11 protein-coding genes and 1 riboswitch are annotated in these 12,908 nt (G+C 43.5%); of the genes, 3 read left to right on the forward strand and 8 right to left on the reverse strand.

Features of this window, described 5'->3' with window-relative positions; genetic code table 11:
• Positions 1-9: 9 nt before the first annotated feature.
• Both cobI and AC0NJP_RS12725 read right to left on the reverse strand, forming a co-directional pair.
• Entirely contained in the window at positions 10-711 is a 702-nt protein-coding gene (gene cobI / locus AC0NJP_RS12720; RefSeq protein WP_474700026.1) for a precorrin-2 C(20)-methyltransferase, read from the reverse strand.
• Between the two features lie 159 nt (positions 712-870).
• Positions 871-1,051, reverse strand: a riboswitch (cobalamin riboswitch).
• Positions 1,052-1,173: 122 nt separating this feature from the next.
• On the reverse strand, positions 1,174-2,397 hold the full coding sequence (locus AC0NJP_RS12725; RefSeq protein ID WP_474700027.1) for a YecA family protein: 1,224 nt from the start codon (positions 2,395-2,397) through the stop codon (positions 1,174-1,176).
• 215 nt (positions 2,398-2,612) lie between these two features.
• Here AC0NJP_RS12725 and AC0NJP_RS12730 point away from each other — a divergent pair, with 215 nt between their 5' ends.
• From AC0NJP_RS12730 to AC0NJP_RS12740, 3 genes are all read left to right on the forward strand, one after another.
• The gene (locus tag AC0NJP_RS12730) at positions 2,613-3,551 is read left to right on the forward strand and encodes a hypothetical protein (RefSeq protein ID WP_474700028.1); all 939 of its coding nucleotides are present in this window, start codon (positions 2,613-2,615) and stop codon (positions 3,549-3,551) included.
• A 136-nt stretch (positions 3,552-3,687) separates the two neighbouring features.
• Complete coding sequence (locus AC0NJP_RS12735; RefSeq protein ID WP_474700090.1) at positions 3,688-4,263, forward strand: TetR-like C-terminal domain-containing protein; 576 nt, start codon at positions 3,688-3,690, stop codon at positions 4,261-4,263.
• Positions 4,264-4,276: 13 nt separating this feature from the next.
• The gene (locus tag AC0NJP_RS12740; RefSeq protein WP_474700029.1) at positions 4,277-5,488 is read left to right on the forward strand and encodes a multidrug efflux MFS transporter; all 1,212 of its coding nucleotides are present in this window, start codon (positions 4,277-4,279) and stop codon (positions 5,486-5,488) included.
• A 77-nt stretch (positions 5,489-5,565) separates the two neighbouring features.
• Here AC0NJP_RS12740 and AC0NJP_RS12745 read toward each other — a convergent pair whose 3' ends face one another.
• The 6 genes from AC0NJP_RS12745 to AC0NJP_RS12770 form a co-directional block, all read right to left on the reverse strand.
• Positions 5,566-6,837 carry an MFS transporter gene (locus tag AC0NJP_RS12745; RefSeq protein WP_474700030.1) on the reverse strand — a complete coding sequence of 424 codons (1,272 nt, stop codon included), beginning with the start codon at positions 6,835-6,837 and terminating at the stop codon, positions 5,566-5,568.
• 227 nt (positions 6,838-7,064) lie between these two features.
• Complete coding sequence (locus AC0NJP_RS12750) at positions 7,065-8,312, reverse strand: SLC13 family permease (RefSeq protein WP_474700031.1); 1,248 nt, start codon at positions 8,310-8,312, stop codon at positions 7,065-7,067.
• Positions 8,313-8,329: 17 nt separating this feature from the next.
• On the reverse strand, positions 8,330-8,905 hold the full coding sequence (locus AC0NJP_RS12755) for an indolepyruvate oxidoreductase subunit beta (RefSeq protein WP_474700032.1): 576 nt from the start codon (positions 8,903-8,905) through the stop codon (positions 8,330-8,332).
• Between the two features lie 3 nt (positions 8,906-8,908).
• Entirely contained in the window at positions 8,909-10,687 is a 1,779-nt protein-coding gene (gene iorA, locus AC0NJP_RS12760) for an indolepyruvate ferredoxin oxidoreductase subunit alpha (protein ID WP_474700033.1), read from the reverse strand.
• Positions 10,684-11,604 (reverse strand): hydroxymethylglutaryl-CoA lyase, encoded by a 921-nt coding sequence (locus AC0NJP_RS12765; protein ID WP_474700034.1) that lies wholly within the window; start codon positions 11,602-11,604, stop codon positions 10,684-10,686. Before AC0NJP_RS12765 ends, iorA begins: the two co-directional genes overlap by 4 nt.
• 15 nt (positions 11,605-11,619) lie before the next feature.
• A complete protein-coding gene (locus tag AC0NJP_RS12770) occupies positions 11,620-12,822 on the reverse strand; it encodes a CaiB/BaiF CoA transferase family protein (protein ID WP_474700035.1) in 1,203 nt (400 codons plus the stop codon).
• Positions 12,823-12,908: the final 86 nt, after the last annotated feature.

Here is a 12,908-nt window from a genome sequence, read left to right on the forward strand (position 1 = left end):
AGGAAGCGATTAGCCCCGTCTTGCTACAATGGTTGATAAATAGTTCAGTTTATGATCATCATTCAGATCAGACAAGTTATGTACCACTTGTTCGCCGTCTAGGCCGCAGCGGCTGATCATGACAGCTTGTTTGGCCAAGCCATGACGTTTTAATTTTTCCAAAACCTGCGGGAAATTTTTATAAACTTTCATAAGCACTACATTATCGGCTGTAGCGAAAGCCTGTTCCATTTTTTCTTCTTCCATCGTGGCTGGAATAATATTCAGTACATCGTCCCCTTCGACGATAGGATAACCTAATTTGCTGCCAATGGCGCAGAAAGCCGTAATGCCAGGAATCGTTTCAATGGGATGTCCACAGTCTTTTAACAGTCTGTATACATAAATATAAGTACTGTAGAACATAGGATCGCCCAAAGTTAAAAAGACAACCGTCTTTCCTTCATCTAAATAGTTCACGATTGTTTCCTTATTACTAGCCCAGGCATCATTCAATTGAGTTTGGTCGGAAACCATAGGAAATACAAGAGTTGCAATTTCAGCCGTGTCCTTAATATAAGGTTTAGCAATTGTAAGCGCCACACTGCCTTCTTTCTTCTCCGTTTTTGGCGCAATAATAATATCAGCCGACTTAATCAAATTAATCGCTTTTAATGTAAGAAGCTCCGGATCTCCAGGGCCTACGCCCACACCATAAAAAATACCTGCCATTGCAAAAACCTCCATAAATTAAAAATAGGTCATAAAAAAACCTTTCTTAAAGCAAGAAAGGTCTTATTTCAAAAGAGCGCTGAAATCAAAAATCCTGGCTTTTGGCCAGGAAAAAAAGATCGAACTCTTTAATCCCCTCCCCATCGCTCGTGGGTTAAAACGGTGATTGTTAAACAGGCAGTTCTCCTGACTCTGGATCATCGCTCATCCAAACCTTCCCAAGACAATCGTCTCAGTGGCATTTTCTGGTTTCGCTTCCCATTACAGTGGCGGGACCGCGCCGGCCTTGCACCGGACTTCCCTATTAAGCCCTATGGGCACCTATTTCAATCTTATGCAATTATGAAATAACAGTTAATGTAACTTATTTATATCACTTGTTTGCAAAAAAGTCAAACAAATCCGACTAGAACTACAAGTATGCCCAGCTCTCTATAAATAGAAAAGCTGGGCTTTTTGCAGCTATTTGCCGCAGCACTTTTTGTATTTTTTCCCGCTATTACAAGGGCAAGGATCATTGCGACCGATCTTGACTGGCACCGCCTCATTTACGTTGCTCAGTTCCTGACAAGGCTGCAATTTCGCCGATTCATCCTCCACAAGTTCTACCGGTTTATACCCCTTCAACACCCACATGCGCGTCTGATTATGAAGCGCTGCCACATAGGGAAGTAAGGTATCTTGAAAAGAGTCACTAGGAAACTCATACCCTTTTGATAAGTAAGCTAAGAGATCGCCACTGCCTTTACTATTGTTGATAATATAAAAACAATCTTCGGCTAATGCCGCCGCCTCTTCCCGATTGAGCGAATAGCACTCTTTCATAAAGCGCAGGAAATTCTCTGAAGCAGAGTTTTTATCAACAAAACCGGGTTTACCAGCCTTCACAAATTGCTGCTTTAAAAAGGAACAGTAAGGAAGTTCAGCACGACTTTTCTGTTCTCCTAGAATATAGGCCCGATCTTTCACACGATAATCGGCATAAACCTCTTTATCAATTACAATTTGACCATAGCAAGCCGCAGCTTCAGCAATGACCGCCAAATAACGGGAAATATCCTGCGTTGCAACAATCCCTTTTTCCTGCACGAGCGCTACAAGCTGATCTTTTTCCAACAAGCCATAATAATAAAGTAAACCCTGTGTAGCATAAATCCACTCAGTATTTTGCCTGATCATTTCATAAAGCTTGCCTTCATTTAAAGCCTGAAAAGCCTGCTTCACACCAGTAGGCATCCAAAAAATCGTCTTCTCATCACAAGTACCAGTGCCTAAAAAGCCATAGCTTTTAAAATATCGAATAAAGTCAAGTCGTATTTTCGTGGTATAGAAGTTTACTTCTTGCGTGGCAAATCGTTTAAACCACCGCCACCGCTCTTCATCAAAAATCAGCGCCGCTGCCTCAGCAACGCCCGTAGGAATCGCCATGACAAGTAAATCGGCAAGCTCCTGTTTCTTCAAGTTGCTAGCATTCTTAACCTTTAAGTTTACCCGTATTTCCGTCAATTCATCCTTGGTCAAATACCCTAAGTAACTCGTGAGTTCTTCCGGTCCACTCACCGCGCGCCATAAACGCTCTGCTAACTTTTTCTCCTGACGCTGAGCCTCTTCTATCACCTGATGCAAGGCTTCGGCTGTTTCATCGGCTGCTTCACAGCGGATATCTTTCGAGTCTTTCTCGCTCACTTTCGTTCCTCCCATATTCATCACACAAACTACTTGGCGAATATCTTTCTCAACTCTATAGATTGTACACCATTTCACCGAGAATTGCCAAGTCATAAATAGGAAAAAAATACCAAATAATTCTCTTATTATTTTACCAGGAAAAATTACAGGACTTTTGTCGGAAAGCGCGAATAAGAAATGCCAATAATTTATTTTCTGAAAGGATGTATCGCATGGCCCATGCCGCCCTACGCCCAATGCTTCTAACCGCTTTTCTATTAGCTGCCGCCACTTCCCCAGCCGCCACCGCCCCCCTTACAATTGACGGGGAAACCACGCTAAAATATGAAACCATCCGTTATCATCGCTCTGACGTAGCTGATATCAGCGATACAGAGAGAACCTTGCGGCTAAATTTTCACCAAGCCCTTTCAGAACAAACCGAGATTTTTTTCCGCTTTGGCCATCAATCTTACGCGGGTTCTGCCACCAAAGAAAATAACAGCAGTCTAGATCAGTATGGCGTGCTTGTTAACAACAAGAATATGCTATTGAAAATTGGCAGCCAAGATACTTACTTAGGGGCTTACGGCGCGATGTTTGATAATAGCTCGAATGCTGGCTTTGGTATGTTTAAAGGAATTGATTGGCGTACAACGACAGGCCGAATTCAATATCATGCCACCTTCGGCAGATTAGACTCTGCTTTATTTTCTGATAGCGCTAGCCATACTATTTCCGGCGGCGAAATCGCCTACTTTGCTGGTTCCACCCGCTTCATGGCCAGCGCCCTTCACATTCCCCATCTGGAAAAAGCCACAACCTTTACCGGCTTTAGCGTGAATTTGCCCCTGGGAAAAGCAGAGTATTTGGCTGAATATGTCCGTTCTTCCGCCCCTGATCAAAACCAGGGAATCCTAGTAGGAATCAACTATCAGCCCACAGAATATCAGGCGATAAAAATACTTGGCGGCGAAATTCAAGATCAGGCCGTACCAGAAGGGAAAGCAAGTCTTGGCGGTTATGATAATAGTCTAAGAGGCTTTCAAATCGCCTTCATCCAAGCTTTAACGCCGCAAGATCGCCTTTCCCTAAAGTACATAGTTGCTCAAACAATTACCTTCGATATCCCCATTCGCAAAACCGAAATCGAATATACCCATACCTTCTAGCATAAACGTGCTAGAAGTTTTTTTATAAATCGCACTGAAAATTTTTATTTTTTACTATTATAATTTGACAACTAACAAAATTAGTCTTATAACTATAGTAATTAGTCTTAAATCATAAGAGAAAGCAGTGATTTACATGGGAGCCCCTGTCGGCCTTACATTTCAAATTATTATTGAAACTGCCGCTGCAATAGCGGATCATACCGGATTAGAAACAGTAACCCTAACAGCGGTAGCGGCAAAACTTGGCGTTCAAAAACCCTCTCTTTATAATCATATTGATAGTCTGGCCCATCTCAAACAAAGCCTTTCTATCTTTGCCGTAAGAGAAATGCAGAAAAAAATCAGTCAAGCTGCTATTGGCAAAGCAAAAAACGATGCCATTAAAGCAATTGCCCGCGAATATCGCGCCTTTGCTCATGAGCGTCCCGGTTTATACAGCGCCATTGTCGCAACACCCAATCGAGAAAATCAAGATCTGCAGCAAGCGCTACAAGACTTAATGTCAGTAATTCGAACCGTACTGAACGGCTATAACCTAGACGAAGACAATACAACCCATGCGCTACGCGGTCTTCGCAGCGTCATGCACGGTTTTCTTTCCTTAGAAGCAGCTGGTTGGTTTATTCAAAAAGCGAACAAAGAAGACAGCTATGAGCAAATGATTGCTACTTTTCTGTACGGTATTGAAGCTCTCAAAGAAAGCCGATAAGCGAGGTCTGTTTATGGAAATGTGGAAAAGGAATTTATTCATCTGTTGGATTGGCGCTTTTGCTACCGCCTCAGCCTTAAGTCAGATTGCTCCGATCTTACCGCTTTATGTGGAGCACTTGGGAGTCTCTGATCTGGAAAGCATCGAAATGTGGTCAGGCCTTGCCTTTGGAATTACGGGAATGATGATGGCACTCGTTTCGCCACTGTGGGGGCAAGCAGCTGACCGTTTTGGCCGAAAAGCTATGCTGCTTCGAGCCAGTCTCGGAATGGCGATTGTATTATTTTTCATGAGCTTTGTCACGTCAGTATATCAATTAGTCGGCTTGCGGTTGCTCATGGGGACGATTTCCGGCTTCAACTCCGGCGCAATTACCTTGATTGCTACGCAAACACCGCGAGATCGAGCTGGTTGGGCTTTAGGCACCTTGTCTACAGGCATGGTTGGCGGCTCACTCTTAGGCCCGCTCATTGGCGGATTTCTAGCAGAGTTTCTCGGCGTAAGAAGCGTATTTTTATCAACAAGCGTTTTACTCCTTATTGCTTTTGCCCTAACACTTTGTTTTGTAAAAGAAAACTTCACTCTAGGCGATAAAAAAATCTTCACGACAAAGCAAGTTTGGCAAATGATTCCGCAAAAGGAATTGCTGTTATCCATGTTTTTAACTACCTATCTCTTAAGCGCCGCCTTATTTTCCATCGAACCCATCATCACGGTCTATATCAAACAGCTCATGTTGGAAACCGATCATGTAGCCTTAATTTCTGGTTTAGTTTTTGCAGCTTCCGGGCTGGCAAGCATGATTTCCGCTCCTCGCCTTGGCAAACTTTCTGATAAAATCGGGCCGGAAAAAGTAATGACTGCTGCCTTATTTATTGCCAGTCTTCTCTTTATTCCTCAGGCCTTTGTAAAAAACGAGTGGCAACTGCTCGGTCTGCGCTTTCTGTTAGGTTTAGCAACAGCGGCTTTACTGCCCTCTGTCAACACGCTCATTAAACGAACAACGCCTGATCAAGTAACCGGACGGATTTTCGGCTATAATCAATCGGCACAATTTTTAGGAATGTTCAGTGGTTCTGTACTAGGCGGCCAGACTGCCGCTTTTCTCGGAATTCGCTCCGTCTTCTTTGTCACCAGCCTACTCATGCTGATCAACGCTTGTTGGGTCTACTTTACAGTCCTAAAAGTTTCTGCCGCACAAAAAATCAAAGAATCCTCCCACTAAAAAACTGTCGCACTAAAAGCAGCTTTCCTATAAGAAAGCATTTTAGTGCGACAGTTTACATTTTTAAGAGCACTTTTTTAAGAGCACTTTTTTTCTAAGACTTCCTCACTCGTGATAGGCCGCCGTACAAGGGCATAACTAATAGCCCCGAAGAGGCAAAGAATACCACTCACCACAAAAACCATATCATAGGACCCTGTCGCCTGCAAAATATAGCCTGTACAAATCGGCGCCAACGTACCACCGACAAAACTGGCAAAGTTTTGAATCCCGCCAAACGTTCCTACAGCTTCTGCCGGTGCTAAATCTCCTACCAAAGCCCACAAAACGCCAACCCGTAACGCCCCAGCAAACAGACTCACGGTAATAAGCGCAATCGCAATCGTTGTATCCTGTACGTAGTTGACCGGAATAACAGCAACAGCGGCTAGAATGCAGCCCCCTACAGCAGGAACCATTCGCGCCTTAATCACATTCATACCACGCTTAATAAGGTAGTCCGAAATATAGCCGCCAATCGGTACGGCAATAACCCCGGCAATAAAGGGAATGGCTGAAACCCAACCTGCTGTTGTCAGCGACATATGACGCTGTGTTGTTAAATACGTAGGCAGCCAGGTAAAGTAAAGCCAAAATACATAAGACGTACCGGCATTGCCAATATTAAACCACCAAGACGTCGGATGATTGAACAGTTTCCAAAAATTAGGCTTTACTTTGCTGTTAGTAAGCTCAACAGCTCCTTTTACGACAAATTCCAGATCATCCTTGCGATAAAACTTCAGCCACAAAGCAAGTACCGCAAGGCCCATCAAGCCAAGACAGATAAACATGCCGCGCCACCCAAGATAAATCATAAGAAATGTAAGCAGCGGCGGTGCAAAACCATTAGCAATCTTTGGTCCTAAATTAATGACGGAAGAAGCCATACCGCGATCCTTTTCGGCAAAGTACCGTTGCGTAATCTGCCCGCCAATAATGAAAAAAGGCGCTTCCGCAATTCCCAGCAGAACTCTGGTAATATACATAGATGTAAAACCTAGCACAAAGCCACCGGCAATCGTCGCCAACGACCAGATTCCAATAGCGCCTAAAAAGATTTTATGAGTACCAAATTTATCGATAAACCAGCCTGCTGGCAAATTGGCCAGCGAATAGGGCCACATAAACGCCGATAACAGCAAGCCCATTTGAATCGGATCTAAGCCAAATTCCCGCGAAATTGTCGTATTGGCAATACTTAAATTTACCCGATCCAAATAATTGACTACAGATCCTAACAACATAATAGCGACAATAATCCATCGATAATCACGATACCATGGAATCGCTTCCTGGCATTTTTCCACGCTTCAATTCCTCCCTTTTCTCCCCATCTGACAATTATTATAGCATTTTATCTGCTATCTCCTATGGCATTTCATAAAATTCAAATAAAAGATAGCTCATTTAAGGCGAATCGTACTTACATCACGAAAATCCCCCTATACAACAAGCAAAAGGCCCCCCATGTAAAAACATGATGAGGAGCCTTTCGTCTTAGCAAAACTGAAACAAACAATATTTTTATAAATCCTTACAAAACTCTAAAAATACCAGTGAGCGCCACTACAGCGGCAAAAAGCATGGCGATACCAGCGATCTTCATCAATCCCTGGTAAAACTGTTCTCTAGCCTGGGCGCTTTCATGCAAAATTGTTTCATAGGCGGATAAAAGAATCGCCCCACCTGTAAACGGCGAAATACCTGAAATATGAGCGCCAACCGACATAGCTGCCATCATTTCGGGATAAGATCCAGTCCCTAATGCTTTGATAATATCAGGAATCATAGTCGCTACAGTAGGAAGTACAACACCAGATACACTGCAAAATAGTGATAATAGACTGCTAGTCAATGATACAAAGGCTGGCGCAGTAAAGGAATTCATAAAAGCGCTTAGACCTTTAGCTAATAGTGCAATGCCGCCAAGACTAATGATAATCTTCATCAATACACCAAAGCCAGTAATCAATATAATCGTGTTCCAACCAACAGTCCCTAGAACTTCCTTCGAATCAGCAGCATGAATGAGCAGCAACAAGGTGGCGATCACAAAGGAAATTAATCCGACATTGGCTTTAAAGGCAAACACAAAGAAAACCATTAAGAGAATTCCCAAGAGAGTGACACTTTGCTTTTTATTAAAAGCAGGCAGTTCTTTAAGTTTAAAAGGTGAAGCGACATTAATTTTATGACCGCCATAATAAAAATAAAGCAAAGTGACTAAAATCGTAACAGAAACAAATTCACTAATCATCACAGAGGCGCTAACCGCCCCATGTCCAGCTTCGTGGGCCAGAGTATCAAGAATAATCCCATTTACAGCAACAGGACAAACGCCGCCTACATTTGTACCGAAAAAGCCCATCGCTCCTAACAGCAGCGGCGATACCTTCATTTCTTTGGCTAGCGACATGGAAAAGACGCTCATTAGAATTAAACCAGCTAAAGCGCCCGGGCCAACAGAAGAAATCAGAATACTCACAAAATAAATGACAAAAGGAATCAAGTGCGTTTTAGATCCAGTTAAAGCAATGATTTTTTTAGCGATCAGCTCCATTGTTCCATTCACTTGAGCCACGCCGAATAAAATCATTACACCAAGGAGCATCAAAAACAACCCGGTATTAAATCCTTTGATCATATCTACTTCAGGAGTCCCGCTGAGACGGCATAAAATATATGCCGCCATCAGCGCAATAAGCCCTACATTTTGCCTGGTTTTTAGACCGATCAAAATCGTTAGCACGAGGAAAACTAGCGAAATAGCAGCAAAATCCATAACTTACTCCTTTCACACTATAAACTGGCTAGGCCAATTTCAAAAGCTTTGACATTTACTGCAACAAACTGCGGTTTTACTGCTTTAGTAATAATCGCCCGCCAATCAATATCTTCCATCTTCAAAGCTTTAACCAAGGCGCCTAGCAGCACCACATTAGCGCTCTTCGGATTGCCTGCTTCAATTGCCAACTCGGCAGCATTAATTGCCAAAGTAGACGCCTTATCGCTCAGAGTTGCAATAATTCCGTCTGGATACATAGTTTTTCCTGCCAGAACTGGCATAGAAGGAATCTGATAGGTATTTACAACAATCTTGCCATCTTTTTTCAAAAACTTGGCATATCGTGCGGCTTCCATTTCTTCAAAAGCAACGAGTACGTCAGCACTGCCCTGGCCAATAATCGGCGAATATACTTTTTTGCCGAAACGTACTTGCGTGCTAACACTGCCGCCGCGCTGACTCATGCCATGAACTTCTGACATTTTCACATCGTAACCATTTTCGATTAATCCCATAGTAAGAATTTTACTAGCTAGAATTGCGCCTTGTCCGCCAACGCCGACAAACAATACATTCTTTACGTCAGACATGGATTATTTCCCCTTCCTTTCAATAGCTTTTACCGGACAAACCTGGCTGCAAATCCGGCAGCCTGTACAATCGGCCTCACTAATGGCAACTTTCTTCGCGGCCCCATTGAACCGCAGCGCCGGACAGCCTGTGGATAAACATTTTTTGCAGCCAATACACTTCTCTGCATTTACCATGCAAAGCGTCCTATCAAGATCAAACTCTGCTTTATCTTCTTTCGAGAATTTTTTCAAAATACAAGGCCATTTCGTAATAATAACAGTTGGTTCTGTCTCTATACTGTAAGCCCAGTCAAAAGCCGCTTTCATATCAGCTAACTCTAAGGGATTTACTGTTCTAACCTGCTTAATCCCTAGCGAACGGACGACAGCTTCAATGTCAAGAACTTCGGTTACCTCACCTGAAAGAGTATAGCCAGTACCAGGATTCTCCTGATGACCAGTCATACCAGTAATTCGGTTATCTAAAATCGCACAGATCACCGAAGACTTATTATAGGCCACTTCGGTCAGCGCATTAATGCCTGTATGGAAAAAAGTCGAATCGCCCATGACACTGACAATCTTCTTCTTCTGACCGCTTTTCTCAAAGGCTTTCTGCATTCCGTGCGCAACGGAAAAGGCACTGCCCATACACAAAGCCATATCTTTCGCATTGAGCGGTTCAGAGCCGCCAAGCGCATAACAGCCAATATCACCGACCATAACAGTATCTTTTCGCTGCTTCAACTCATAAAAAAAACCGCGATGAGGACAGCCAGCGCAAAGCGCAGGCGGACGATCTGTCGTTAAATTGCCTGGTACCTCCAGAGCTTCTACGGTCTGATTAAACACAGCCTTAGCAATAATATCTGGATTGAGTTCATCAATATCCGGAATCACTTCTTTGCCAATACAGTCAATACCAGCTGCTTTAATCTGCTCTTCCATAAAAGGATCAAGCTCTTCAATGATATATAATTTCTTCACTTTTTGACGGAAACTACGGATTTTTTCCAGGGGCAGCGGGCAAGTAAAGCCTAGTTTCAAATAAGAAGCTTTATTGCCAAACACTTCCTTCGCATAATTATAGGCAACGCCAGCTGCTACCACGCCAATTTCGTCCGTATTCCATTCTTCAAAATTAAGCGATGTTGTTTCGGTATACTCTTTCAGTCGTTTATCGCGATCGACCATACCAATACGCAATTTCTTGGAAATAGCCGGAACAGGATCCATTTTTTCGCGATTCTTCACATAAGGAACTACAGGCACTTCCGTTCTTTCCCCTAATTCCACTAAACTTTTAGAATGGCAGACACGAGTTGTCATGCGAAACATAACAGCTACGCCATATTCCTCACTAACGCGATACGCTTCTTTTATCATATCTTTCGATTCCTGGGAGTCGGACGGCTCAAGCATAGCAATTTTGGCGAATTTGGCATAATTGCGGTTATCCTGCTCGTTCTGGGAAGAATGCATGCCCGGATCATCAGCTGATATAAAAACAAAGCCGCCGTTCACCCCAAGATAACTATAAGTAAATAACGGATCTGATGCTACATTAACACCGACATGCTTCATAGCGACTAGTGAGCGAACCCCGGCAATGGCAGCACCAATCCCCGCTTCCATAGCGACTTTCTCATTAGGCGCCCACTCTGAGTAAATCTCCTGATACAAACTTACATTTTCGAGAATTTCCGTACTGGGAGTACCGGGATAAGCAGAAGCAAAAACTACCCCCGCTTCATAGGCGCCTCTTGCTACGGCCTCATCTCCTGTTAGCAATTCTTTCATCTTGTTTCCTCTCCTTTACATACGCCTACTTTGGTAAGGCACGTATTGATTTCCGCGTCAATTGCTTCTCCCATTTCCAGGGCAGTAGCAATCACCTTGTCTAAGTCATAGCCTGTTTCATAACCAAGCGAATGCAGCATGTTGACCAGATCCTCTGTGGCAATATTCCCTTTAGCTCGCGGCACAAAAGGACAGCCGCCCATGCCGCCTAAGGAAGCATCTAGGGAAGTAATTCCGGCTTCAACAGCAACGAAGGCATTGATAAGTCCCATACCGCGCGAATCATGCAAATGCAGTGAAAAAGCTTCTAAAGTCGTAAATTCCTGCTTCAACTGCTGCAGCACAGCGCGTGTATGAGCAGGGCTGCTAATTCCGGCCGTATCAGCTAGGCCAATATTTTTAACGCCAAGTGAAAAGGCGGTTTGACATAAATTGATAAGCCGCTCTACAGGCACTTCATCCCCAAAAGGAGATCCCAAGGCACAAGCTAGCGCCAGCGTAATTTTTACGTCTTGTACTTCACTTGCCATTTCTTTAAACGCTGCTAACGATTCTGCAATAGAACAGCGTGAATTTCTCATATTGTGTTCTTCGCTAGCTGACAGTACAAACTGGATCGTTTTGGCCCCGGCTGCAATCGCATCTTCTACGCCGCGTTTATTCAAAACAAGCGCCATCAATTCAAGCTCTAAATTATTCTCAGCGCCATACAACTGCAGACTTTGTAATAGTTCAGCCGCCCCGGCCATTTGCGGCACTCGCTTTGCATTCACGAAAGAAGTGACATCAAAACTCCGGGCGCCATAAGCAATCATTTTTTTGACATATTCAATTTTTGTTGCTAGCGGAATCATTGTTTTATGATTTTGCCAACCGTCGCGCGGACAAGCTTCCACAATCCTGATCTTCCGTCTCATAAATTCATCTCCCAATTAATTAATGACTCCAGCCTTTTTAAAAGCAGCAATTTGTTCTTGACTAAAACCAGCTTCAAGCAAAATCTCGGTATTATGTTCGCCCAAATCAGGCGCCGCCTGTTTATATTCGCAAGGATATTCGCTCATCTTAATCGGGTTGCCCAGTACAGTCAGTTCGCCTGCCGCCGCGTGATTTACCTTGACGAACATCTGCCGCACTTCGCTAATATTTTTGTCTTCGTAAACATCTTTGATATCATAGATCGGACCAGCCGGGACATCTACGCCAAGAATAATATCCACACACTCATTCGCCGTTTTATCACTGGCCCATTTGTTAATAATTGCTTTTAGCGAGTCGGCATTTTTCTTTCTGGCTTCTGTATCAATATATAAGGGATCATTCGCTAGTTCCGATAGTCCCATCGCTTCTGACAAAGCAACGAAATGCTTGTCCGTACCACTGGCAATCACAAAATCAGCGTCTTTCGCCCGGAATGAATCATAGGGAGCCGAAGAAATATATTTATTGCCTGTCTTTTCAGGCGCTTTACCTTCATAGACATACTGCATGGCTTTGGCTTCCAAGCCGGAAACAATACTGTCGACTAAGGCCACATCAATATGCTGACCCATTCCCGTTTTCTGCCGTTTGATAATCGAACCCAAAATTCCAATCGCCGCATTCATGCCAGCCATCATATCGCCGATAGCCATACCAGCCCGTGTTGGTTCTTCTCCCGGCCAGCCTGTAATGCTCATAGATCCGCCCATAGCTTGCGCAATTAAATCATAACCGGGACGATTCGAATAAGGCCCGTACTGACCGAAACCAGAAATAGACGCAACAATAATTTTCGGATTTAAAGCTTTACAAGCTTCATAGCTAAAACCGAGTTTACCAATAACGCCTGGTTTCATATTTTCAATCAACACATCAGCGCCCTTAATTAGTTCCGCAAAAATCTTCTTCCCTACCTCGGTTTTTAGATTGAGACTAACACCGCGCTTATTCCGGTTTAAGTTCTGAAAATACATACTGCGCCCGGTTTTCTTCTCTTTAGGCCGAGCATTTCTGACAAACTCACCTTTGGTCACTAGATTTTCTACTTTAATTACATCAGCTCCCATATCAGCTAAAAACATGCCGCAATAAGGTCCTGATAAAAACTGAGTAAAATCCAAGACTCGAATTCCTGATAATACGCCATTGCTCATTAATCAAACATCCTTTTCTTTTTAATTCACATACCAGCGTATGTGTTGGGCTTTTCCCAAACTTCTACCTACTAAGTGATGCTTGG

The sequence above is a fragment of the Pelorhabdus sp. sgz311002 genome (genome assembly GCF_056134285.1).

Bases quoted from the DNA above. Each gene is read 5' to 3' on its own strand.
- cobI (WP_474700026.1), bottom strand. From the start codon at position 711: ATGGCAGGTATTTTTTATGGTGTGGGCGTAGGCCCTGGAGATCCGGAG.
- AC0NJP_RS12730 (WP_474700028.1), top strand. From the start codon at position 2,613: ATGGCCCATGCCGCCCTACGCCCAATGCTTCTAACCGCTTTTCTATTA.
- AC0NJP_RS12735 (WP_474700090.1), top strand. From the start codon at position 3,688: ATGGGAGCCCCTGTCGGCCTTACATTTCAAATTATTATTGAAACTGCC.
- AC0NJP_RS12740 (WP_474700029.1), top strand. From the start codon at position 4,277: ATGGAAATGTGGAAAAGGAATTTATTCATCTGTTGGATTGGCGCTTTT.
- AC0NJP_RS12750 (WP_474700031.1), bottom strand. From the start codon at position 8,312: ATGGATTTTGCTGCTATTTCGCTAGTTTTCCTCGTGCTAACGATTTTG.
- AC0NJP_RS12755 (WP_474700032.1), bottom strand. From the start codon at position 8,905: ATGTCTGACGTAAAGAATGTATTGTTTGTCGGCGTTGGCGGACAAGGC.
- iorA (WP_474700033.1), bottom strand. From the start codon at position 10,687: ATGAAAGAATTGCTAACAGGAGATGAGGCCGTAGCAAGAGGCGCCTAT.
- AC0NJP_RS12765 (WP_474700034.1), bottom strand. From the start codon at position 11,604: ATGAGACGGAAGATCAGGATTGTGGAAGCTTGTCCGCGCGACGGTTGG.
- AC0NJP_RS12770 (WP_474700035.1), bottom strand. From the start codon at position 12,822: ATGAGCAATGGCGTATTATCAGGAATTCGAGTCTTGGATTTTACTCAG.